Below are 22,393 nucleotides of genomic sequence, written 5' to 3'. Positions count from 1 at the left end.
GCGCCGTCGCCCGTACGCTTCGGGCAGGCCCACCGCAGACCAGGCTGGAGGACATGTGGCTGACTACCTGCCCACCATCTACCGGCAGTTTCTCGAACGCTTCCCCGAGGTCGCCGACGCGCAGGGCGCCCTCGCCCGCACGGTGCGCGACCGCAACCCGTTCGACGACCGCACCGACCGGCTCATCACGCTCGCCCTCGCCATCGGTGCGCAGGCGGAGGGCGCCGTGCGTTCCAACGTCCGCAAGGCGTTGGCGCACGGCGCCACCCTCGACCAGGTCCGTGGGGTCGCGCTGAACGCCATCACGACCTGCGGATTCCCGACGGCCATCGCCGCCCTGTCCTGGATCGAGGACGTCGCCGCGGCACAGCCCGGTCAGGACCCCGCGTCCACCTGACGACGCAGCGGTGCCTGCCGCACGGCGGCGGGCGGGGGAGGGGCGGTGGGCGCCGCGCCCCGGCGCCGGCGGTAGACGACGTAGGGACGCCACAGGTACGCGATCGGAGCCGACCAGACGTGGACGAGGCGGGTGAAGGGCCACAACGCGAGCAGGAGGAACCCGCCGAGTGCGTGCAGCTGGTAGACCAGCGGCGCACCGGCCATCAGCTCAGCGTCCGGCTGCAGATAGAAGACCCCGCGGAACCACACCGCGATGGTCTCCCGGTAGTCGTACCCGCCGCCGAGCAGGTTGGTCGCCACGGTGGCGGTCATCCCGAGGGTGACCATGGCGGCCAGCGCCGCGTAGAGGACTCTGTCCATGGTGCTGGTGGCGCGACGGACCCGGCGGTTGACGACGCGGCGAGCGATCAGCAGGGCGAGCCCGGCGACGAGCATCGTGCCGGTCACCGTGCCGCCCCAGACGGCGACGGCGTGGTAGGTGTGCTCGGAGATCCCGACCGCCTCGGTGACGGCGGCGGGCACGAGCAGGCCCATCGCGTGTCCGCCGAGGACGCCGAGCATCCCGAGGTGGAACAGTGGCGAGCCGAGGCGCAGGAGGCGGTTCTCCAGCAGCTGACTCGTGTGGGTGGTCCAGCCGAACTGGTCGTGCCGCCACCGCCACACGTGACCGGCGACGAACACCGCCAGGCACAGGTAGGGCAGGACGATCCAGAGGAAGGTGGTCATCGCGGAGCCTCCGGCGTGCGGCAGGTGGGGTAGGGGGCGAGAGCGGCGCCGTCGGGCGCCGGCGGGCCGGCACCGTACGGCTCCATCCCGACTGCCTCCACCGGCGGGCCGTCGACGGCCAACGCGGCGATGGCTTCGCGGTCGGCGTCGGTGAGTTCGGGCAGGACGTAGGTGACCGCGTCGAGGATCAGCCGGTACGGGGTGTCGAGGTCGGTCAGCGCGGCGCGGAGCAGCTCGATGCCGCGGCGGTGTTGGCGCAGCGGGGCCTCCCCGTCGCCGGGGCCGACGGCGGCGGCGAACTCGAGGACGACCGGCAGCAGGTCGGGCAGCTCGCCGTCGGCCAGGCGGAGCCCGTGCGCCCGGTAGCGCTGCTTGAGGATCAGCAGGGCCATGCCGCGCTTGCGGGTGTCGCCGTGCAGGTAGTAGGTGAGGTAGAGGCCGGAGCGGCGACGCAGGTCGAACGTCTGCACGTAGTGCTGCTGCACCTCGACCGGTTCGGTCGTACGCAGCCAGGTGAGGAACTCGTCGAGCAGCGCGCGGAGGTGCGGGTGCTCGATCCGCGCGGCGGCCGCCGCGAGGGTGTCGCCGGCCCGCAGCAGGTCGCTGTCCGGATAGGTCAGCAGCAGCGCGGCGAGCTGGAACAGCTTCGCGCGTTCGGCGGCGGGCACCGGACGACTCTCGACGAGGGCGGCGGCGGTCATGACGTACCTCGCAGTGGGTTGATCGACAGGCCGATGCGGCCGTCACGGCGACGGGACAGCAGGCCGGGCCGGCCGGGGCGTACACCGGCGTCGCCGTCGACGAGGTGGAACTGTTCGACGACGGCGGCCTTCTCCCCGCCCATGCCGGGGCCGCCCGCGCAGTCGAGCGAGCAGTCGCCGTGCGCGGCGGCCTGCGCCTCGAGCGCGGCGGCGTCCGTGCTGTAGGCCTTGGGGATGACGTACCGCTCGTCGTACTTGGCGATCGCCAGCAGCCGGTACATGGCCTCGACCTGGTCGGCGGTCATCCCGATGCTGTCGAGCAGCTCCTGGGCGACGGTGCCGTCCAGGGTGCGGGCCCGCATGTAGGAGCGCATGGCGGCGAGCTTCATCAGTACCCCGGCGACGGCGTCGGCGTCGCCGGCCGTGAACAGCTCGGCCAGGTACTCGACCGGGATGCGCAGGTCGCGGATGGTGTGGAAGACGTCGTCGGCGTCGGTGTCGTCGCGACCGGCGGCGCCGACCGCGTCGAGGACGGGGGAGAGCGGCGGCACGTACCACACCATGGGCAGGGTGCGGTACTCCGGGTGCAGCGGCAGGGCGATGCGGTACTCGCTGATGAGCCGCCACACCGGTGAGCGTCGTGCCGCGTCAACCCATTCCTCGGGCATGCCGGCGTCGCGGGCGGCCTGCTGCACGGCCGGGTCGTGCGGGTCGAGGAAGACGGCACGCTGGGCGTCGAGCAGGTCGTGTTCGTCGGGGACCGACGCGGCGGCGGCGACGGCGTCCTCGTCGTACAGGACGATGCCGAGGTAGCGGAGCCGTCCCACACAGGTCTCCGAGCAGATGGTGGGCTGGCCGGCCTCGATGCGGGGGAAGCAGAACGTGCACTTCTCCGCCTTGCCGGTCACGTGGTTGACGTACACCTTCTTGTACGGGCACGCCGACACGCACATCCGCCAGCCGCGGCACCGGTCCTGGTCGACGAGGACGATGCCGTCCTCCTCGCGCTTGTACATGGCCCCGGACGGGCAGGCGGACACGCAGGCCGGGTTGAGGCAGTGCTCGCAGATGCGCGGCAGGTGGAACATGAAGGTCTTCTCGAACTCGAACTTGACCTTCGCGGCGGCGTCGACGGGCATCCGCGCGATGTTCGGGTCCCGGTCGGCGCGTTCGTGGGCGCCGCCGAGGCTGTCCTCCCAGTTCGCGCCCCACTGCACCGACACGGGCTCACCCGTCAGCGCGGAGTACGGCCGCTTGACCGGGGTGTCGGTGAGCCCGGCCGGTGCGCTGACGAGGATGTCCTTGTCGAACGTGGCGGGCTCGTAGTAGTCGTCGATCGTGGGCAGGTCGGGGTTGGCGAACAGCCTGGTGAGCCGCTTGACCCGGCCGCCGGACCGCAGGGTCAGCCGGCCCTTGCCGTCGAGGACCCAGCCGCCCTTCCAGCGTTCCTGGTCCTCGTAGTGCTTGGGATAGCCGATGCCCGGCTTCGTCTCGACGTTGTTGAACCAGACGTACTCGGTGCCCTCCCGGTTGGTCCAGGTCTGCTTGCACGTCACGGAGCAGGTGTGGCAGCCGATGCACTTGTCGAGGTTCATCACCATGGCGACCTGCGCGCGGATCCTCATCAGTACTCCACTTCCTGCGACCGGCGGCGGATGACGGTGATCTCGTCGCGCTGGCTGCCGATCGGGCCGTAGTAGTTGAAGGCGTAGGTGAGTTGCGCGTGCCCGCCGGCCAGGTGGGTCGGCTTCACCAGCAGCCGGGTCAGGGAGTTGTGGTAGCCGCCGCGGCGCCCCTTCTTCTCGGCCTTCGGGACATTGACGGTGCGTTCCGGCGAGTGGTACTGGAACACGGTGCCCTCGGGCATGCGGTGGCTGACCACGGCACGCGCGACCACGATGCCGTTGCGGTTGTGTGCCTCGATCCACTCGTTGTCCCGCACGCCGATCTTGGCGGCGTCCTCGACGCTCATCCAGATGACCGGACCGCCGCGCGACAGGGCGAGCATGAGTTCGTTGTCGTGGTACATCGAGTGGACGGACCACTTGGCGTGCGGGGTCAGGAACCTCACCGTCACGCCACCGTCGATGAGTTCCCCCGGCTTGCCGAAGTGGCGGGCCATGTTCAACGGCGGGCGGAAGGCCGGCAGCTGCTCACCCAGTTCGGCGACCCAGTCGTGTTCGACGAAGAAGTGCTGCCGGCCGGTGAGCGTGTGCCAGGGCTTCGACCGTTCGACGTTGAGGGTGAACGGCGAGTAGCGGCGTCCGTCCTTCTCGGAGCCGGACCACTCCGGGCTGGTGAACACCGGCTGCGGCGCGGACTGGGTGTCCGGGAAGGAGATCCGGTCGTTCTCGTGGCCCTCGACGAGATCCCGGAACCGCTGGCCGGTGCGCTCCTCGAGGGCGGCGAACCCGGCCGCGGCGACCCGGCCGTTGGTGGTGCCGGACAGCGCCAGGATCGCCTCGCACATGCGGTCGGCGGTGGCCAGGGACGGCCGCCCGGCGAACGGCCCGTCGGCGACGACACCGTTCTCGTGCCTGAGGTACGCCACCTCGGCGGTGACGTCGACGGTGAGTGCCTTGGTGGTGGTGCCCAGGGTGTCCAGCAGCGGGCCAACGGCCCGCATCTTGGCCCCGATCAGGGTGTAGTCGCGTTCGATCTCGACGAGCTTCGGCATGGTGCGGCCGGGCACCGGCTCGCACTCGCCGGCCCGCCAGTCGCGGACCCGCCCGCCCGGCATGGCCAGCTCGTCGGGTGTGTCGTGCTGCAGCGGCACGGCCAGCACGTCCCGCCGTACGCCGAGGTGGGTGGCGGCGAGCTCGCTGACCCGGTCGGCCAGGGCGAGGAACGCGTCGTAGTCGGTGTGCACGTCGGCCGGCGGTTCGACGGCCGGACTGAACGCGTGCACGAACGGGTGCATGTCGGTCGTGGAGATGTCGTGCTTCTCGTACCAGGTGGCGGCGGGCAGGACCAGATCGGCGTGCAGGCCGGTGTTGGTCATGCGGAAGTCGATCGCGGTGAGCAGGTCGAGCTTGCCGGTCGGGGCCGGCTCCCGCCAGGCGACGTCCCGGGGCCGGTGGTCGGGGTCGCACTCCTCGGCGCTGGCCAGGGACTCGACGCCGAGCAGGTGCCGCATGAAGTACTCGTTGCCCTTGCCGGAGGAGCCGAGCAGGTTGGCCCGCCACAGGGTGAGGCACCGGGGGAAGTTGGCGGGGTCGTCGGGGTCCTCGGCCACACCCTTGAGCCGGCCGGCCTGGAGTTCGTCGACGATGTGCTCCCGCACCGGCCGGCCGGCCGCGGCCGCCTCGTCGGTCAGGTCCAGCGGGTTGCGGTTGAACGCGGGGTGACCGGGGCTCCAGCCCATCCGCTGCGCGGCGGCGACCGTGTCGGCGAAGGCCATGCCGGCGAACCGGCCGGTGCCCAGCGGTGAGGACAGTTCGTCGGCGGGCACCCGCTCGTAGCGCCACTGGTCGGTGTGCACGTACCAGAAGGGCGTGCTGGCCTGGTGGCGCATCGGCCGCTGCCAGTCGAACGCGAACGACATGTGCTGCTGGCCGGTCAGCGGTCGGGCCTTCTCCTGCCCGACGTAGTGGGCCCAGCCGCCGCCGTTGACGCCCTGGCAGCCGGTCAGGGTGACCAGCGAGATGAACGCCCGGTAGGTCATGTCGGAGTGGAACCACTGGTTGGCGCCGGCGCCGAGGACGATCAGCGAGCGGCCGCGGCTGCGTTCGGCGTTGCGGGCGAACTCCCGGCCGATCCGGGCGGCCACCGTGGCGGGCACCCCGGTGATCCGCTCCTGCCAGGCCGGCGTGTTCGGCTCGCCCGGGTCGTCGTAGCCGCTGGGCCAGCTGCCCGGCAGATCGCCCCGGCGTACGCCGTACTGGGCCATGACCAGGTCGAACACGGACGTGACGAGGTGCTCCCCGACCCGCATGACGGGAACGCCGCGGCGCATCGTGGACCCGCCCTCGGTGTCGCCGACGTCGAACCGGGCCAGGTCCACCGCCACCGTGTCGTCGGTGTGCTCCAGCAGGCCGAGCGCGGGCAGCACGTCCCCGAGGTCCAGGTTCCACCGGCCGGCGCCCGGCTCGCCGTAGCGGAACCCCAGCGACCCGTTCGGGACGGCGGGCTGTCCGGTACGCGCGTCGAGCAGCACCGTCTTGTGCGCCGCCGTCGGGTCACCGTCGCCGAGGTCCTGCGCGGTGAGGAACCGGTCGGCCGCCCACCCGCCGTCGTCGCCTCGCCGGAGGGTGACGAGGAAGGGCAGGTCGGTGAACCGGCGGACGTAGTCGGTGAAGTAGGGCACCTGGCGGTCGCGGAAGAACTCGGTGAGGATGACGTGCCCCATCGCCATCGCGAGGGCGCCGTCGGTGCCGGGGTGCGGCGCGAGCCAGTCGTCGGCGAACTTCACGTTGTCGGCGTAGTCCGGGCTCACCGCGACGACCTTGGTGCCGCGGTAGCGGGCCTCGGCGAGGAAGTGCGCGTCCGGCGTTCGGGTCACCGGGATGTTGGAGCCCCACATCATCAGGTAGGTGGCGTTCCACCAGTCACCCGCCTCGGGAACGTCGGTCTGGTCCCCCCAGATCTGCGGCGAGGCGATCGGCAGGTCGGCGTACCAGTCGTAGAAGCTGAGCAGGGTGCCGCCCAGCAGCGCGTGGTAGCGGGTGCCGGCCGCGAACGACGCCATGGACATCGCCGGGATCGGTGAGAACCCGACGACGCGGTCGGGCCCGTACCGCTTGGTGGTGTAGACGTGGGCGGCGGCCATCATGGTGATCGCCTCGTCCCAGCTGGCGCGGACGAAGCCGCCCCGGCCGCGCTGGCTCTTGTACGCCCGCGCCTTCGCCGGGTCCTCGACGATGTCGGCCCACGCGAGGACGGGGTCACCGAGGCGCTGCAGGCCCTCCCGGAACATGTTCACGAGCACCCCGCGGACGTAGGGATGACGCACCCGTGAGGGGGAGTACTCGTACCAGGAGAACGAGGCGCCGCGCGGGCAGCCGCGAGGTTCGTAGTCGGGCGCGTCCGGCCCGGTTGTCGGGTAGTCGGTGGCCTGGTGCTCCCAGGTGATGAGCCCGTCCTTCACGAACACGTTCCAGGAGCACGAGCCGGTGCAGTTGACGCCGTGCGTGGAACGGACGACCCGGTCGTAGCGCCACCGGTCGCGGTAGAAGGAGTCCCACCCGTTCGCGTCGACCTGGTGCAGGGTGCGCCCGTGGTCCCCGACGGTCTCCCGGGTCAGGAAGCGGCGCGCCGCCAGCAGGGGCGCCATGCCGGGCACCGCGTCCGTCGAGGGGGTGGTCGGGTCCTGCCGTGGGCGTGGTGACACTGTCGCTCCTTCATGAGTGGCCCGGCACCCGCGTGGTTGTCACGTCGGGGCCGTACCTCCGGCGGCTTCCAGCCTTCGCGGAAGATTCGGATGGTTCAGGTGCCGGCCGTCCCGGGCCGCCGGGACCAACGTCCCGATCCGGTCACGGCGCCGGGGTCACCGGCCGGCCGCGGCCGGCCGTGCGCCCGCCAGGGCGGTGCGCTTGGCGAGCCCGGCCATCTTGACCGCGGTGAACACGGCGGCGGCCAGTGCGACGTCGGAGAGCAGCATCAGGCCCACCGTGTAGGTGCCCTGCACGCCGTAGACCCACCCCATGATCAGCGGCGGAACGAACCCGCCGAGGCCGCCGGCCGCCCCGACCAGCCCGGTGACCGAGCCGACCTGCTCGGCGGGGGCGACCTTGCCGACCAGGGCGAACACGGCGCCGCTGGCGGCGCCGAGCAGGGCCGCCATGCCGAGCAGGGCGACGGTGGCCACCGGCAGGAGGGCCGCCTCGAACGCCTGCACCACGGCGAGTACGGCCACCAGGGAGAAGCACCAGACCAGCACCGGCACCGGGTGCAGCCGGTCGGACAGCCAGCCGCCGACCGGCCGGGCGGCGACGGCGAGCACCACGAAACCGGCGGTGCGCAGGGCCGCGTCGGTCGGGCTCAGGCCGTAGGTGGTGCGCAGGTACGCGGGCAGGTAGACGCTGAAGGCCACGAAGCCGCCGAAGCCGACGGCGTAGAGGAAGCACAGCTGCCACGTGACGGTGAGCCGACTGACCTGCACCAGCCGGCGCCACGGCGAGACGGCGGGACGGATCCGCCCGGGCGCGTCCCGCAGCAGCAGGACCGACAGCACCGCGTACGCGGCGAGGACCGCGGCGACGAGCAGGAACGGTGCCGACTCGCCGAAGGCCTCGGCGAGCGGGACGGTGGTGAAGTTCGCGATCGCCGTGCCTGCCATGCCGACGCCGAACACGCCGATGGCGAAACCGCGTCGGGCCGGCGGATACCAGGTGGAGACGTGCGGAACCCCGACGGCGAAGGCGGTGCCGCCGATGCCGAGGAAGAACCCGGCGACGATCAGGGCCGGGTACGACGAGACCACGGTGAGCGTCAGCACCGGCACGATGGTGGCCACGGTCACGAGTGGGAACACCGCGCGAGCCCCGTAGCGGTCGGTGAGGGCGCCCACCGGGATCCGGCCCAGGGATCCCACCACCACCGGCACCGCGACGAGCAGTGACTGAGCGGTGAAGCTGAGTCCCAGCCGTTCCTTGATGCCCGGGCCGAGCGGTCCGAGCAGTGCCCACGCCCAGAAGTTGACCAGGAATCCCAAGGTCGCGACCGTGAGTTGAAGGGCGGCGTCGGCGGCGCGGGCCGGGGGTTGGGCCGGCCGGATCGGCGTCGGCTCACGGTCGCGGTTCGTGCTCATCGCAGTCTCCATCGGCAACAGCGGTGTGGATCGGTACGAGCGTCGGCGGCCTTCGCCAAGCTCGTCACGAGCGTGATCCACCCGAACCGCAGCGGTCAGGGTCGGAAGTCCCGGAGGCGGGGGGCCTCCGGTGCTCGAGCCAGGCCGGCCGCAGCAGGCCCACCGGGGCCGCACGTCCGCCGGCCCGGGGCGACGACGGCGAAGCTGTCGGGGCCGCCCCGGTGAGCGCGGCCAGCAGGGGGTCGGCCAGGGTCAGCGATCGTCGTGGGTCTTCCGGCCCACGACCCCGGTGCCGACGGTCCCTGGTCCGGGCAGTTGCCGTGGGCCAGCGTCGTGGTCGTGACGCAGAGCCCGACGACGAGTCAGCAGGAGGCACCGCGCAGGACGCCAGGCAGGCCGGTCCGGACGCTGAGACAGGATGTCGGGGACCGCCCCTTCATCGTGATCTGGGAGGCCACCCAGGCGTGCCCGCTCGCCTGCCTGCACTGCCGGGCCTCCGCCCGCCCCGACCGGGACCGGGCGGAGCTGGACACCGACGAGGCCACCGCCCTGATGGCACAGATCGCCGCGTTCGGGCGGCCGGCGCCGCTGTTCGTGATCACCGGCGGGGATCCGTTCCAGCGTCCCGATCTGGAGATCCTGGTCCGGCGGGGAACCGAGCTCGGCCTGCCCGTGTCGGTCTCGCCTTCGGGCACACCCACCCTGACCCGCCCGGCGCTGGCCACCCTGCACGCCGCCGGCGCCCGCGCGGTCTCATTGAGCCTCGACGCGGCCACCGCCGCCGGGCACGACGGCTTCCGGGGCGTACCCGGGGTGTGGGACCTGACCATGCGGGCCTGGCGCGACGCCGCCGACCTGGGCCTCAAGGTCCAGATCAACAGCACCGTGACCAGGCGTAACGTCCACGACCTAGCAGAGATCGCCGCGCAGGTCCGCGACCGCGGCGCTCTGCTCTGGAGCGTCTTCTTCCTGGTCCCGACCGGTCGAGGGCAGGCGCTGCAGAGCCTGGACGCCGCCCAGACCGAAGACGTGCTCAACGTGCTGTACGACCTTGGTGAGACCATCGCGGTCAAGACCACCGAGGCACATCACTTCCGCCGAGTCTGCCTGCAACGTGAGGTGCTGGCCCGGCGCGGCGACGACCACGTCCGCGTCCTCGGCCTCGGGAAGCTGTACCGGCAACTGCGCGACGACATCGAGTCGCGCGGACTGACCGGTCGCGCCGACCGGGTGCGGCGCGCGCCGCTGCAGGTGAGCGCCGGCAACGGGTTCGTCTTCGTGTCCCACCGCGGCGACGTGCACCCCAGCGGCTTCCTGCCGGTGCCGGCCGGCAACGTGCGGCAGCGATCGCTCGTGGACATCTACCGCCACTCGGAGCTGTTCACGGCGCTGCGCGACCCGGCCCGGCTCGGCGGTCGCTGCGGTGCCTGCGAGTTCCGCGCCGCCTGCGGCGGATCCCGCGCCCGGGCGTACGCCGTCACCGGCGACATCTGGGCCGAGGAGCCGGCCTGCGGTTACCGGCCCAGGTCCTTCCCCCACCAGGAGGAGCTGTCTCTCCCCGGAAAACCGTGACCGGCCACGGCCGTTGGTCTCCCACGGCCCGGGACCTACGGCGCTGCCACCGCCCGATTCGCCGGGTCAGGCTCAACCATGATCTCAGTGCGACAGGCTGCCTTCGACATCTTCCGCTCCCATGACCTGACCACTGTGTTCGGCAACCCGGGTTCGACGGAGCTGCCGATGCTGGCCGACTTCCCCAGCGACTTCCGCTACGTCCTCGGGCTGCAGGAGGGCGTGGTGGTCGGGATGGCCGACGGCTACGCCCAGGCCACCGGACGGCCCGTCCTGGTCAACCTGCACAGTGCTCCCGGCGTGGCGAACGCGATGGGCGCACTGGTCAACGCCGCCGCGGCCGGCAGCCCGCTGGTGTTGACCGCGGGGCAGCAGGTCCGGGCCCTCCTTGCCGGGCCGGCCATGCTGGCCAACCCCGAGCCGACCCTGCTGCCCCGACCGTTGGTGAAGTGGAGTGCCGAGCCGTCCCGACCGCAGGACATACCGGCCGTCCTCGCCCGGGCGGTCCACCTGGCCACCCTGCCGCCGCGCGGACCGGTCCTGGTCTCCCTGCCCATGGACGACTGGTCCGCTCAGGTCGACGAGGCGACCGTACGGGTGCTCGCCGACCGGCGCGTCACCGTGGCGTCCGTGCCCAGCCCCGACCTCGTCCACCGGCTCGCCGCCCGGCTCAACGCGGCCCGTTCGCCGGTGCTGCTCGTCGGTGCGGGACTGGACAGCCCGGCGGGCTGGGCGGCAGCGGTGGCGCTCGCCGAACGTCGCCGGCTCCCGGTGCACTGGGCACCGCTGGAGCCGCGCTGCGGCTTCCCCACGAGGCATCCGGCCTTCCAGGGCGTGCTGCCGCCGACCGAGGCCGGGCTGGGCAAGGCGCTGCGCGGACACGACCTGATCCTGGTGGCCGGCGCGGCGGCGTTCCGGTACTACCCGCACGTCCCCGGTCAGCTCCTGAGCGCCGACGCGGAACTGGTCCTGCTCACCGACGACCCCGCCGAGGCGGCCCGGGCCGGATACGGGGAGGCCGTCGTGACCGATCCGGTGGCCGCGTTGGCGATGCTCGCCCGCGAGGTTCCCCGCGGCCATCGGCCGGCGCCCCCGCCGGGCCCGGGGCCGGAACCGGTGCGCTCGACCGGCCCGCTGACCGCCGCCGGGGCGTACGCGGCGATCGCCCGGGTGTTGCCCGCGGACGGGGTGCTGGTCTGTGAATCGGTGTCGAACATGCGCGACTGCCAGGATCAGGTCCGCTTCTCCCGGCCGGGCAGCTACTACAGCCCCGCCGGTGCCAGCCTCGGTTTCGGGGTTCCCGCGGCGGTCGGAGTGCAGCTGGCTGATCCCGGCCGGCGCGTCGTGGCGGTGGTCGGTGACGGCGCGTTGCAGTACGCCGTCCCGGCGCTGTGGAGCGCCGCCCGGCATGCGGCGCCGCTGACGGTGGTGGTGCTGCGCAACGACCGCTACGCCGTGCTCGAGGACTACTGCGAGTTCCTGGGGGTGACCGGCGTTCCCGGCCTGCAGGTGCCCGGCATCGACGCGGTGTCGCTGGCCAGCGGTTACGGCGTGACGGCGGTCCGGGCCGAGGGGGCGGGGGAGTTGGCCGCCGTCGTGCGGGAGGCGCTCGCCCGTCCCGCTCCGACCCTCGTCGAGGCGCGGGTGAGCGGTCCCGCCGAGACCCACTGGTGAGGGGCCGTGGTGGATTCCGGCGCTCAGCCGCGTCCGACGGGCGGGGCCCGGCGCGCCGACCGACCCGTCGTCTACTCGTGTTCCGGCTGCTCCAGCGCGGCCCAGCTCGCCAACGCCCTGGCCCTTCGACTGGACCGGCTGGGTGTGGCGGAGATGTCGTGCATCGCCGGCCTGGGTGGCGACGTGGCGCCCCTGCTGCGGCTGGCCCGTTCCGGACGCCCGATCGTGGCACTGGACGGCTGCGCCTTGGTCTGCGTGAGCGCCACCCTGCGCCGGCACGATCTACGTCCGGACGCGCACGTCGTGCTCAGCGAGCACGGTGTGCGCAAACGGCGGCACGTGGATCCGGACGAGGCGGACCTGGCCCGGCTGGTGCCGGTGGTGACGGAGGCCGCTCGCGCCGTCGGTACCCGGGCCGCGACGGAGCCGACCCCCGGCCGGGCCGCGAAAACCGGCGATCCGAGGACCTGAGTCCCGGGCCGCTTCGGGACCTGGGCCTCTGCGCTGCTCCGGCACCGGCGGGCAGGGTGGTCGACATGACCACCCTCGTGCTCTTCGTCGCCGGAACGCTGCTGCTCGCCGCCGGCCCCGTCATGATCGTCCAGGGCGTCCGGGGCCGGCTCACCGTCTCCCACGAGCTGGCCAAGCAGCGGATATCGTTCCCGCCGCGAGGCCTGCCCGCTCCGCTCACCCGGTACGCCGACGCCGCGGTGCGTACCGGGACGCAGGCCCGGGCCTACTCCGACCTGATCGCTGAGCATGTGGCACAGGCGACCGGTGGCCGCACGTACTCGGAGATCGCGCAGGAGTGCATGACGAGTGGGCGCGACGACGAGCGGCTCAAGCAGCTCCGGCAGACCGCATTCATGGGGGAGACCCTGCGTGGGGCCCTGCTCGGGGCATACCAGGCATGGCAGGTGAGCCTGCTGGTGATCGGGCTTGGCGGCGTCGTGGTGCTGCTGGGCGCGGTGTTCGTCGCCCTGGCGACGCAGCTGTCCTGACCGGGCGACGACCGGTGACGGACGGCGGGCGTCCGGCACCGGTGCGGGTCAGGTCACGTCGGGTGGCGAGAACAGGTCCGTGCTGAGGTACCGCTCGCCGGTGTCAGGCAGCACCACCACGATCGTCGCCCCGGCGTATGCGGGACGGGCCGCCAGAGTGCGGGCGGCGTGCAGCGCCGCACCGCTGGAGACGCCCGCGAGGACGCCCTCCGTGCGCGCGAGGTGACGGGCGGCGGCCTGTCCCTGTTCGACGTTGACCTGGACGACCTCGTCGTACACGGTGGGGTCGAGCACCTCCGGCACGAAACCGGCACCGATCCCCTGGATGCCGTGCGGGCCGGCGCTGCCGCCGGAGAGAACCGGCGACTCGGCCGGCTCCACCGCGACCACCCACACGTCGGGTTTGCGGGACCGGAGCACCTGCCCGACGCCGGTGAGGGTTCCGCCCGTGCCGACCCCGCTGACGATCACGTCCACCTCGCCGTCGGTGTCCGCCCAGATCTCCTCGGCGGTCGTGCGCCGGTGGATCTCGGGGTTGGCCGGGTTGTCGAACTGCAGGGGCAGCCAGGCACCCTCGGCGTCCGCGATCTCGCAGGCCCGACGCACCGCGCCGGACATGCCCGCCTCGGGCGGGGTGAGGACGATCGCCGCCCCGTACGCGGACAGCAGTGCCCGCCGCTCCAGGCTCATGCTCGCCGGCATCGTCAGGATGAGCCGGTAACCTCGGGCGGCCGCGACCATGGCCAGCCCGATCCCGGTGTTGCCACTCGTCGCCTCGACGATCAGCCCGCCCGGGCGCAGTTCGCCACTGGCTTCGGCGGCCTCGACGAGGGCGAGCGCGATCCGGTCCTTGACGCTGCCGCCAGGATTGGCCGACTCCAGCTTGGCCAGCAGCGTGACCGGCAGGTCCGCGGCGACGCGGTCCAGCCGCACCAGCGGCGTACGACCGATCAGCGCGGTCACGTCGGAATAGATCATCTACTTCTCCTTGAAGCTGGTCGGGGTGCTGCCGCCCGTATCGAAGAAGGCTCGCGCGGCCGGGCTGCGTAGCCGGGCGCCGGGCGGCACGTCGTGCAGGACGAGACAGTGGGCACCGATGCGGGCGTCGTCGCCGACCCGGATCCGGCCGAGGACCGAGGCTCCAACGCCGATGACCGCGCGGTCACCGATCGTCGGGTGGCGACGGGCACCCTTGGCGTCCGCCCACCAGCCGGCACCGCCGAGGGTCACGCCGTGGTACAGGGTGACGTCGTCACCGACACGCGCGGTCTCGCCGATGACGACGCCGTTACCGTGGTCGATGAACAGCCGTCGCCCGATGCGCGCGCCCGGGTGGATCTCGATGCCGGTCAACAGTCGGGTGACCTGGCTGAGAATTCGCGGCAGCAGCGGAACCCTGCCTCGGTACAGAAAGTGGCTGACGCGGTGAACCCACACCGCCCACAGCCCTGGATAGAGCAGCACCTCCACGGCGCGGAGGCCGTGCAGGGCGGGATCTCGGCGGTAGGCCGCGCGGATGTCGTCGAACATGCGGTGTCCCGGGACGGGGGCCGGCGCGGACGCGTCCAGCCAGCAGGCGGGGGCCGGCGGACCGGCACACCTCGTGGCACCTGCCCGCACCAACGGGCGGCGAGGAGGCGGCGGGTCAGGCCGCCCGACACCGTTCGTCGAAGACCCGTCGAACATGTGCGCCGCTCATCGGAACGGCGAACCGGCACCCGGCCAGCCGTGGCGGACCGGACAGCGGCCCCGGGTGCCCGACGGCCTGCGCTGTCGCCTCGCGCCGGGCCGGGAGCCGACCGGTCACCGGGAACTCCGGTAGCAGCAGTCGTCGCACGAGGTCATCTCCTCACCACGGATCTCCGCTCATCCTGCTGCGCGAAAACCCCCCTGCGCAGGGCCGCACGGCCCGCCGGCGTCGGGGTAACCGGGTGCTCGCGCCGTCCCCCGGGACGAAGAGCCCGCCTGGAGGTCGGGCTCCGGCCGATGGCACGGGTCGGGACCTTCGGCTCTGCCCGGCAGCTCAACGGCGTCTCGATGATGGTCCGGTGACGTCGCGGAACCTGCGGGAACTGTCGGCCGAGGAGTGCCTCACGCTGCTCGGCAGCGTCTCCCTGGGCCGGATCGTCTTCACGGACAAGGCGCTGCCGGCGATCCGGCCGGTCAACCACATCCTCGACGAGGGGTCCGTCATCATCCGCAGCCACCTGAGCGGAGGGCTGGCCTCGGCTGTGGGCTCCGGGCAAGGCATGGTGGTGGCGTACGAGGCCGACATGATAGACCCCGTCGACCGGCTGGGCTGGAGCGTCGTCGTCACCGGCGTCGCACACCTGGTCGCCGACTCGCGCGAGGTGGCCCGGTACGCGCGGGTGCTGCGGCCCTGGATCTCCATGGCCATGGACTGCGTGATCCGCATCGAGCCGCACATCGTGGCCGGCTACCGGCTGGTCGACGCGGGCGAGACGGCCGGCGGTTGACCGCGGCGGTCCGGCAGGGCGGAGGTTCGTCCGGTACCGGTTTCGTATCCGGACGAATCTCCGCCATCGCCTCGCGTCGTCTGGACCTGGCGTAGCCCGGCGGATGATCGCAACCTCAGCCCTGCCGGCGGTCCTCGGCAGGGCGGCTCAGCGGGCCCGCTTCGTCGCCCGTTTGCGGGGCGGCGTCAGCAGGTCGGCGATCGCCGCGATCGCGGACGGCACCAGGCGGTAGTACGCCCAGACGCCGCGCTTCTCGCGTTCGAGCAGTCCGGCCTCGGTGAGGATCCGAAGGTGGTGACTGACGGTCGGTTGGGACAGGCCGAGCGGCGCGGTGAGGTCACTGACGGACGCCTCGCCCTCGGGGGAGGACTGGATCAGACTGAGCAGTCGCAGCCGGGCCGGGTCGGCGAAGGCCTTCAGGACTCCCGCGAGCCGCTCGGCGTCCGCGCGCTTGATCGGCTCGCCAGCGAGTGGAGAGACGGCAGGTGTGGCTGTTTTGGCAGTTGGCACGTCGTCCATGGTTACACCAACACCATCGATAGGTCGGTGGAACCCGGACCAGATCACCGTCAGATTGCGGGTGGCGAGCCGGTCGGCCGGTCCTGGGCCGTGCCCCGCGCCGCCGGATGGGCGGGTGTCGGGCCTCGGCTCGGCGCGCGGTTGCGCCGCGCCGAGCCGGCTTCGGCAGGAGGCCCCGCACCGCGGAATGCTGATCCGGCGGGGGGACAGGTGTCGACCGTGCTCGATCCCGGGCACGGCCGGCACCCCGCCGTGGACGACCGATCCTGGCCGTCAGGAGCAGTTCGACCACAGCACCGCGCGGCCTAGTGCCGCTCGCCGCGGAGAGAGGGGAGCGAGGCCAGTCTCGCCAACGCCAGCGCGCCGACGAGCAGTCCGAAGTCGCGGAGCGCGATGTCGAAGTATTCGCCCATGCTGACGAGGTTGACGATGATGCCGAGCAGCCAGGCGGCGACCACGTAGCCGCCGATCGAGGGCCTGATCGCGACGAGGATGCCGGCGAGGATCTCCACGACTCCCACCGCGAGCATGGCCTGGTGCGCGTCACCGGGGACGATGTCGTTGATCCAGGGAGCGAGGTACCCCTCCCAGTCGGTGAGCAGCCCGAAGAACTTGTCCAGGCCGAAGAGGATCGGAGCGACGGTGAAGACCGTGCGGAGCAGGAGGAATGCCTGATGGGCGTGGTCGTTCGCGCCGACTGGTGGGGCGGTTGGTGATGAAGCAGCGGAACGCGTGTGGGTCATGACGACCTCCCGGCTCTAAAGGAGAGTAGTCTTGACTTTAGAGCCGCTGCGAAGATTTCGTCAATAGGATTCTCTTTTAGAAAGGACTGGTCGTGTCGGACGAGCTTGCCGAGCAGGTCGCCGGGGTCGGTGCGTTGTTGGAGCCCGCCCGTCGCGCGCTCTACCTGTACGTGGCGGCGCAGCCCGACGCGGTCAGCCGCGAGCAGGCGGCGGCCGCCGTCGACCTGCCGGTGCATTCGGTGAAGTTCCACCTCGACCGGCTGGTCGACGAGGGCCTCCTCGATGTCGAGTTCCGCCGGCTGTCGGGGCGGACCGGCCCGGGCGCGGGCCGCCCGTCGAAGCTGTACCGGCGCTCATCCCGGCAGCTCTCGGTGTCCCTGCCCGAACGTCGCTACGACCTGGCCGGCGACGTGCTGGCGACGGCCATCGACCGGTCGTGGAACGACGCGGTGCCGATCGCGGACGCCGTGCGGGACGCCGCGGCGGAGGAGGGCCGGCGCATCGCCGCGGCGGCCGCGGCCGAGAGCGAGGCCGCCCCGGGCGCCGATTCGACCGTGGTCCGCGACGGCGACCGCGATGACAATCTGGTACGCGCGGCGCGAGTGCTGGCTCGGCACGGCTACGAGCCGCGCGTCTCCGACCGGGAGATCCGCCTTGCGAACTGCCCGTTCGACAAGTTGGCAGCCAAGCACATCGACCTGGTCTGCGGCATGAACCTCGCCCTCATCGGCGGCGTCGTCGACGGACTCGACCTGACCGGGCTGATGGTGGAACTCGCGCCGCTACCGGGCTTCTGTTGCGTCAAGATCTGCGGCTGAGCCGCCGGCCGGGTGGGGACACCCGGCCGGCGGGCCGTCTGACCGTCCCGCGACGGGACGACCAGCGGTGCGGGGAGTGGGCGGTCTGGTACTGACGCGCGCGTCAATGGGCGGAGAACTGCTTGGCGATGAGGGCCAGCAGCGCGGCGTGCGTCTCGTGGTCCGCCGCCGCGACGAGCCCGGGTACGCCGTCGCGCAGCGGCTCACCGCGCAGACCGCTGACCACGCACCCGGCCGCCTGGCACAGGGCCACCGCACTGGCGAAGTGGACGCTGTCGCGGGCGTGGCCGTCCGAGACGTACCCCGCTCGACGACCGGCGGCCACCCAGGTCATGGCGAGGGAGGTCGAAACCACCCGGGGGTGGAACCGGGCGGCGAAGCCCGGCTCGGCCAACAGCCGGACCGCCCGGAACGGCGGGTCGCCGGGGAACGGCGGGTCCAGGTTCACGTCGACCAGGCCGGACTCCGCCGACGGCGTCAGCTCCTCGTCCACCCCGCCGCGACGAACGTACGCCTTCTCCCCGGCGGTCCAGAAGACCTCGTCGGCGAACGGGTCTGCGGAGGCCCCCACGACGACGCCGGCCGCGCTCCACAGTGCCACGTTGACCGCGACGAGCGTGCTGCGGACGGCGTAGTTCAGCGTTCCGCACAGCGGGTCGACCAGCCAGACCCGGGCGGTGTGGTCAGCCCCCGTGCGGCCGCTTTCCTCACCGAGCACCGCGTCCCGCGGCCGGGCGGCGCGCAACCGCTCGACGATCGCCCGCTCGGCCTCGATGTCGGCCGCGGTGGCGAAGTCCCGCGGAGACTTCTGCACCCGTTCGAGTCGGGCGCCGAACCGGGCCCGCACCACCGCGGACCCGGCTTCCGCGGCGCTGATCGCCAGTTCCTCGTCAGTGATCACCATGAATGCAGATTAGCCCGCTCAGTCGCCGCCCCGGCGCGCACCCGTGACGTGATAGCGTGACGCGGTCCATCGATCACCATCGAGTGGTCGTTCGCTGCCGGACGGGGGACCGGTATGAGGATTTTTCGGTTGGCAATCGTGGGCGCGGGCCCCTATGGGACGTACGCGATGGAGCGCCTTGTCGCCACCCGGATGAGCCACGCCGGACGCCCTCTCGCGATCCACGTCTACGAGCGCACCGGCGAGTTCGGCGCCGGACAGGTGCACAGCCCCACCCAGGCCCCCACCAGCTACCTGAACCGCACCGCGGGTGAGCTGTCCTTCGCGGCGGACGAGACGGTCGAAGGCGCCGACCCTCTCCTCGACGCCGCCGCCCGTGGCACCCTCCACGACTGGTGCCGGCAGCGCTACGCCGCCACCGGGGACGAGCGGTTCGCCATCGAGCCCGGCGCCTACCCACGTCGTTACCTGCACGGCTTGGCGCTGCGCGACGCCTTCGACCGCTACCTGGCGGCGCTGCGCGCGATGCCGGGCACCTCCGTCCACCTGCACGCGAGCGAGGTCGTCGACATCAGCGACGTCGACGGCATGCTGCGCATCCGCACGTCCGGTGACGGGGACGGCGTGCTGGTCGACCACGTGCTGTTCGTGACCGGGCACTCCTACAACGCCGCCGACCGGTACCCGGCGCGACGCGCCTGGGTGGAGATGACCCGCGCGACGGGGACGCTCTACCGACCCAGTCCGTACCCGCTGCCGACCCAGCTTCCGGCGAGCGTCACCGGCCCGGATCGGGTGGTCGGAGTGGCCGGCACCATGCTCACCGGCATCGACGTCATCCTGCACCTGACCGAGGGGCGCGGTGGTCGCTTCGAGACCAGGGACGGCGTGCTCGACTACCTGCCCTCCGGCCGCGAGCCCGGTCGGATCGTCGCATTCAGCGGGTCGGGGCTGTTCTGCTTCACCCGCGCCGACTCGATGACGAAGACCAAGCACCAGGGTGTCTTCCTGACCATGGAGGCCGTCGACCGGCTGCGCAAGCACGGTCTTCCGGTGGGCGAGCGCAACCAACTCGACTACCAGCGCCACCTGTTCCCCCTGGTCGTGCTGGAGATGGCGGTGCTCTACTACGCCACCGCGCTCGGACCGGAGTGGGGCGCCCGGCTGGCCGCGGCCGCCCGACCCGCGTACGAGTCGTTCCTGGCCGACGGCGCCTCCCGGCTGCTGCCCGACGAGTCGGTCCCGATGCTCCTGGCCGCGGTGGAGCAGGCGGTGGCCGCCCGGGTGCCGGCCGAGGCGCGCTTCTCCTGGGAGTCGACCATCCAGCCGATCCCGGCCGGCGACCAGGTTTCGGCCGAGACGTACCGGGCGGCCCTGCTCCGGTTCATCAGCTCGGACATCGCCGCTGCCCGGCGGGGCATCCCGGTGGATCCGGCCAAGACGGCCGCCGACGGGGTGTGGCGCGGCCTCCGCCCGGTGATCGTGTACGCGGTGAACGACGCTGGGCTGACGGCCGACTCGCACCGCCGGTTCCTGCAGACGTGGCTGCGCCACCACAACCGCCTGGCCTACGGCGCGGCACCGGAGGTGATGGAGAAGATCGCCGCGGTGATCCGACAGGGTGTGGTCGAGGTCGGCGCCGGGCCGGGCGCCCGGCTCGAGGCGGCCGACGGGCGGCTCACCGTGGTGGGCCCGACGACCGGTTTCCGGGCCGCCATCGACGTGCTCGTCGACGCCCGGGTGCACCATTTCGACGCGGCGGCGGACGCCCCTCCGCTGTACCCGAACCTGCTCCGGCGGGGACTGGTCCGGCAGTGGCGGAACCCGGGCGTCGACGGTGCGGACTACACCCCGGGCGGTCTCGACCTGACCGATGACTTCCACCCCGTCGTGGCGGGCGGGCGGGTGGACCGCCGGCTCACCTTCCTCGGCCCGTGCATCGAAGGGCGCAAGTTCTTCCAGGGTGGAGCGATGAAGCCGCACGCGAACCACCATGCGATGCGCAACATCATCTCCTGGGTGAACGACCTCTGGGCGGCGGTGGACGCCGTACCCGCCCCGGCGCCCACCGCCGGCCCTCAACCCGCCAGCAGCGCCTTGCGCATCCGGTCGTAGCTCTCGTCGAGGTCGTCGCCGAGCGCGAACTCGATGATCCGCACGCCGCCGAGGAGGCGCCGCAGGTCCGCCTCCGCCTCGTCGGCGAGCGGGGTGCCCTCCTTGCCCACGGTGAAGTCCGCCCGGCAACGCTCGATCGCGTCGTCGACACCGACCGGGCGCACCCCGTCGCCGCCGCGGGTGAGGAACGCCAACCACGTCGGGCGGGTCACGGAAACGGTGTCCACGGCGTCCGGCACGACCAGGCGTGCCTTCTCGCCGGTGTCGATCGGAGTCACGGCGGCGCCGGCCAGTTCGGGAGCGCGCGCGATCATCGCCGGCGTGACGTACAGCGCGCGCGGGTAGCCCCAGAGGGTGGGCTCGTCGTCATCGAGGTGGCGGACCATGATGTCCTCACCGACGAGCCGCGCTCCGCGATGCAGCGCCCAGAAGGTGAAGGTGGACTTTCCGACTCCGCCGTCGGCGGCGAGCACGACGGAGTTGCCGTCGATCTCCACGGCTCCCGCGTGCAAGGGGTAGTGGCGGGGGGATCTGCCCACCAGATAGAGGAACATCCGTTCCAGGATCCACCGGCCCCACACCACCTGGTTGTCCACGTCCCCCCGCCCCAGCACCACGGTGGCGGTGCCGGCCGCGGGGTCCAGCACACCCCGGGAGCTGCCGGCGTCGATGACCACCGGATCGGCCATCATCACCGTCGGGTTGTGCGGCGGCGGCACGGTCTCCGCCGGAAGGGTGTCGGAGACCTCGACGGTGAGCCGCAGGCTGGCCGCCGCGGTGGCCGACCGCCCCGGGGACCCGACCGGTGGACCGAAGAAGGCGCGCACCGCCGGCATCGCTTCCGGATCCACGCTGCACTCCACCCGGAAGCCGTAACACTCGTGCACCACGGCGTCCCGCTGCCTGCTCATACGCTCTCCTCGATGGCGGTCGAAAGGTCCGGTGCGGTGATGGTCATGGTGGTGACCTCCGCGGGTGCGGGCACCAGGTGGAGCCGGCGGATCTCGCCGTCGCGGGGAGCGATCTCGGCGCAGGCCGCACAGGCCAGCGGGGCGAAGCCCGCGAAGCCGTAGGTCACTTCCATGATCCGGTTTCGTGGGGTGGGTCGGAAATCGGCGACCAGGTGCACGCCGGCCCGGGCGGCCTCGGTCATCAGCCAGCGCAGGATCGCGTTGCCGACGCCGAACGACACCACCCGGCACGAGGTGGCCAGCAGCTTCAGATGCCACGCAGGCCCGCCCCGGCGCAGCAGGAGCACGCCGATCGCGCCGTGCGGGCCGAAGCGATCCGTCAGGGTCGCGACCAGGACCTCATGGTCCGGATCGGCGAGCAGGTCCCGCAACGCCTGCTCGGAGTAGTGGATGCCGGTGGCGTTCATCTGGCTGGTTCGCCGGGTCAGCTCCTCGACCCGGGCCACCGACTCCGCGTCGGCCCGGACCAGGTCCAGCCTGACCTGCAGGGTACGTACGAACTCCTCGTCGGGGCCGGAGTACTCCTGGCGGGCCTGGTCGCGCCGCACCGAGGTCTGGTACATCACGCGGCGCCGTCGCGCGTCCTCGGTGACCACGGTGGGGGTGAACTCCCGCAGCGAGGTCAGCCTGGGCGCCAGCGTGGCGTCGAAGCAGCGCACCTCGGGCAGCCGCAACTCGACCTCGGCCCGCTCGGCGGGCTGATCGTCGATGAAGGCGATCGTGTGCAGCGCGAACTGCAACTCGTCGGCGATCGCCTTGATGGCGTCGGACTTGCGGCCCCAGCCGATCTTGGGTGCCACGAGGTACTCGGCGAGGCCGAGCGCCTCCAGCTGCGGCCACGCCTCGTCCGGCGAATTTCGGCTGGCCACCGACTGGAGAATGCCCCGCGCGTCCAGCGTGTGGATCACCTGCCGGATCTCGTCGTCGACCCGCAGCTCGTCACCCTCCAGAAGGGTCCCGCGCCACAGGGTGTTGTCCAGGTCCCAGACCAGACACTTCACCAGTTGGTCCTTGCTCGTGGTCAT

The 22,393-nt window shown here is 72.2% G+C and carries 20 protein-coding genes; 8 read left to right on the top strand and 12 right to left on the bottom strand.

The genetic code is table 11. The features are described 5' to 3' along the window. The first annotated feature begins 55 nt into the window (after window positions 1-55). Window positions 56-397, top strand: coding sequence for a carboxymuconolactone decarboxylase family protein (locus EV376_RS22645; RefSeq protein WP_130326332.1), 342 nt, complete (start codon window positions 56-58; stop codon window positions 395-397). Here the strand turns inward: EV376_RS22645 and narI are convergent. From narI to EV376_RS22620, 5 genes are all read right to left on the bottom strand, one after another. Further along, window positions 376-1,125 (bottom strand): respiratory nitrate reductase subunit gamma, encoded by a 750-nt coding sequence (gene narI, locus EV376_RS22640; protein ID WP_130326330.1) that lies wholly within the window; start codon window positions 1,123-1,125, stop codon window positions 376-378. The two genes, EV376_RS22645 and narI, sit on opposite strands and share 22 nt — an antisense overlap. Then, window positions 1,122-1,826 carry a nitrate reductase molybdenum cofactor assembly chaperone gene (gene narJ / locus EV376_RS22635; protein ID WP_130326328.1) on the bottom strand — a complete coding sequence of 235 codons (705 nt, stop codon included), beginning with the start codon at window positions 1,824-1,826 and terminating at the stop codon, window positions 1,122-1,124. Before narJ ends, narI begins: the two co-directional genes overlap by 4 nt. After that, the gene (gene narH, locus EV376_RS22630; RefSeq protein ID WP_130326326.1) at window positions 1,823-3,451 is read right to left on the bottom strand and encodes a nitrate reductase subunit beta; all 1,629 of its coding nucleotides are present in this window, start codon (window positions 3,449-3,451) and stop codon (window positions 1,823-1,825) included. The genes narJ and narH overlap by 4 nt, the downstream gene beginning before the upstream one ends. Beyond that, window positions 3,451-7,098 (bottom strand): nitrate reductase subunit alpha, encoded by a 3,648-nt coding sequence (locus tag EV376_RS22625; protein ID WP_130328809.1) that lies wholly within the window; start codon window positions 7,096-7,098, stop codon window positions 3,451-3,453. The genes narH and EV376_RS22625 overlap by 1 nt, the downstream gene beginning before the upstream one ends. Window positions 7,099-7,311: 213 nt before the next feature. Beyond that, window positions 7,312-8,574, bottom strand: coding sequence for an MFS transporter (locus tag EV376_RS22620; RefSeq protein ID WP_130326324.1), 1,263 nt, complete (start codon window positions 8,572-8,574; stop codon window positions 7,312-7,314). 408 nt (window positions 8,575-8,982) lie between these two features. Between EV376_RS22620 and EV376_RS22615 the strand changes: the two genes are divergently transcribed. The 4 genes from EV376_RS22615 to EV376_RS22600 all read left to right on the top strand — a co-directional run bounded on the left by EV376_RS22615 (window position 8,983) and on the right by EV376_RS22600 (window position 12,821). Beyond that, on the top strand, window positions 8,983-10,146 hold the full coding sequence (locus EV376_RS22615; RefSeq protein ID WP_486482918.1) for a TIGR04053 family radical SAM/SPASM domain-containing protein: 1,164 nt from the start codon (window positions 8,983-8,985) through the stop codon (window positions 10,144-10,146). 78 nt (window positions 10,147-10,224) lie between these two features. After that, a complete protein-coding gene (gene mdlC, locus EV376_RS22610) occupies window positions 10,225-11,820 on the top strand; it encodes a benzoylformate decarboxylase (protein ID WP_130326320.1) in 1,596 nt (531 codons plus the stop codon). A gap of 9 nt (window positions 11,821-11,829) precedes the next feature. After that, a complete protein-coding gene (locus EV376_RS22605; protein WP_130326318.1) occupies window positions 11,830-12,291 on the top strand; it encodes a putative zinc-binding protein in 462 nt (153 codons plus the stop codon). A gap of 65 nt (window positions 12,292-12,356) precedes the next feature. Then, a complete protein-coding gene (locus tag EV376_RS22600; protein ID WP_130326316.1) occupies window positions 12,357-12,821 on the top strand; it encodes a hypothetical protein in 465 nt (154 codons plus the stop codon). A 48-nt stretch (window positions 12,822-12,869) separates the two neighbouring features. Here the strand turns inward: EV376_RS22600 and cysK are convergent, their stop codons facing one another. Both cysK and epsC read right to left on the bottom strand, forming a co-directional pair. Further along, window positions 12,870-13,799, bottom strand: a complete 930-nt coding sequence (gene cysK, locus EV376_RS22595; protein ID WP_130326314.1) for a cysteine synthase A — start codon at window positions 13,797-13,799, stop codon at window positions 12,870-12,872. Further along, entirely contained in the window at window positions 13,800-14,351 is a 552-nt protein-coding gene (epsC, locus tag EV376_RS22590) for a serine O-acetyltransferase EpsC (protein WP_130326312.1), read from the bottom strand. It abuts the gene before it with no gap. Window positions 14,352-14,869: 518 nt separating this feature from the next. Here epsC and EV376_RS22585 point away from each other — a divergent pair. Further along, entirely contained in the window at window positions 14,870-15,298 is a 429-nt protein-coding gene (locus tag EV376_RS22585) for a pyridoxamine 5'-phosphate oxidase family protein (RefSeq protein ID WP_130326310.1), read from the top strand. Between the two features lie 147 nt (window positions 15,299-15,445). Here the strand turns inward: EV376_RS22585 and EV376_RS22580 are convergent, their stop codons facing one another. Then, the gene (locus EV376_RS22580; RefSeq protein WP_130326308.1) at window positions 15,446-15,817 is read right to left on the bottom strand and encodes a metalloregulator ArsR/SmtB family transcription factor; all 372 of its coding nucleotides are present in this window, start codon (window positions 15,815-15,817) and stop codon (window positions 15,446-15,448) included. Window positions 15,818-16,122: 305 nt separating this feature from the next. Further along, entirely contained in the window at window positions 16,123-16,560 is a 438-nt protein-coding gene (locus EV376_RS22575) for a hypothetical protein (RefSeq protein WP_130326306.1), read from the bottom strand. Between the two features lie 92 nt (window positions 16,561-16,652). Here EV376_RS22575 and EV376_RS22570 point away from each other — a divergent pair, with 92 nt between their 5' ends. Next, window positions 16,653-17,378, top strand: a complete 726-nt coding sequence (locus EV376_RS22570) for a helix-turn-helix domain-containing protein (protein WP_130326304.1) — start codon at window positions 16,653-16,655, stop codon at window positions 17,376-17,378. Window positions 17,379-17,481: 103 nt separating this feature from the next. Here EV376_RS22570 and EV376_RS22565 read toward each other — a convergent pair whose 3' ends face one another. Further along, window positions 17,482-18,282, bottom strand: a complete 801-nt coding sequence (locus EV376_RS22565) for an inositol monophosphatase family protein (protein ID WP_130326302.1) — start codon at window positions 18,280-18,282, stop codon at window positions 17,482-17,484. A gap of 138 nt (window positions 18,283-18,420) precedes the next feature. On the opposite strand from EV376_RS22565, the gene EV376_RS22560 reads away from it, so the two are divergent. Continuing rightward, on the top strand, window positions 18,421-20,397 hold the full coding sequence (locus tag EV376_RS22560) for an FAD/NAD(P)-binding protein (protein WP_486482917.1): 1,977 nt from the start codon (window positions 18,421-18,423) through the stop codon (window positions 20,395-20,397). Here the strand turns inward: EV376_RS22560 and EV376_RS22555 are convergent. Beyond that, window positions 20,361-21,308 carry a hypothetical protein gene (locus tag EV376_RS22555; RefSeq protein WP_130326298.1) on the bottom strand — a complete coding sequence of 316 codons (948 nt, stop codon included), beginning with the start codon at window positions 21,306-21,308 and terminating at the stop codon, window positions 20,361-20,363. The two genes, EV376_RS22560 and EV376_RS22555, sit on opposite strands and share 37 nt — an antisense overlap. Further along, a complete protein-coding gene (locus EV376_RS22550; protein ID WP_130326296.1) occupies window positions 21,305-22,393 on the bottom strand; it encodes an HAD-IIIC family phosphatase in 1,089 nt (362 codons plus the stop codon). The genes EV376_RS22555 and EV376_RS22550 overlap by 4 nt, the downstream gene beginning before the upstream one ends.

The organism is Micromonospora sp. CNZ295, assembly GCF_004217535.1.
The sequence above is the reverse complement of the archived record's forward strand: the minus strand, read 5'-3'. Positions and strand labels throughout refer to the sequence as shown.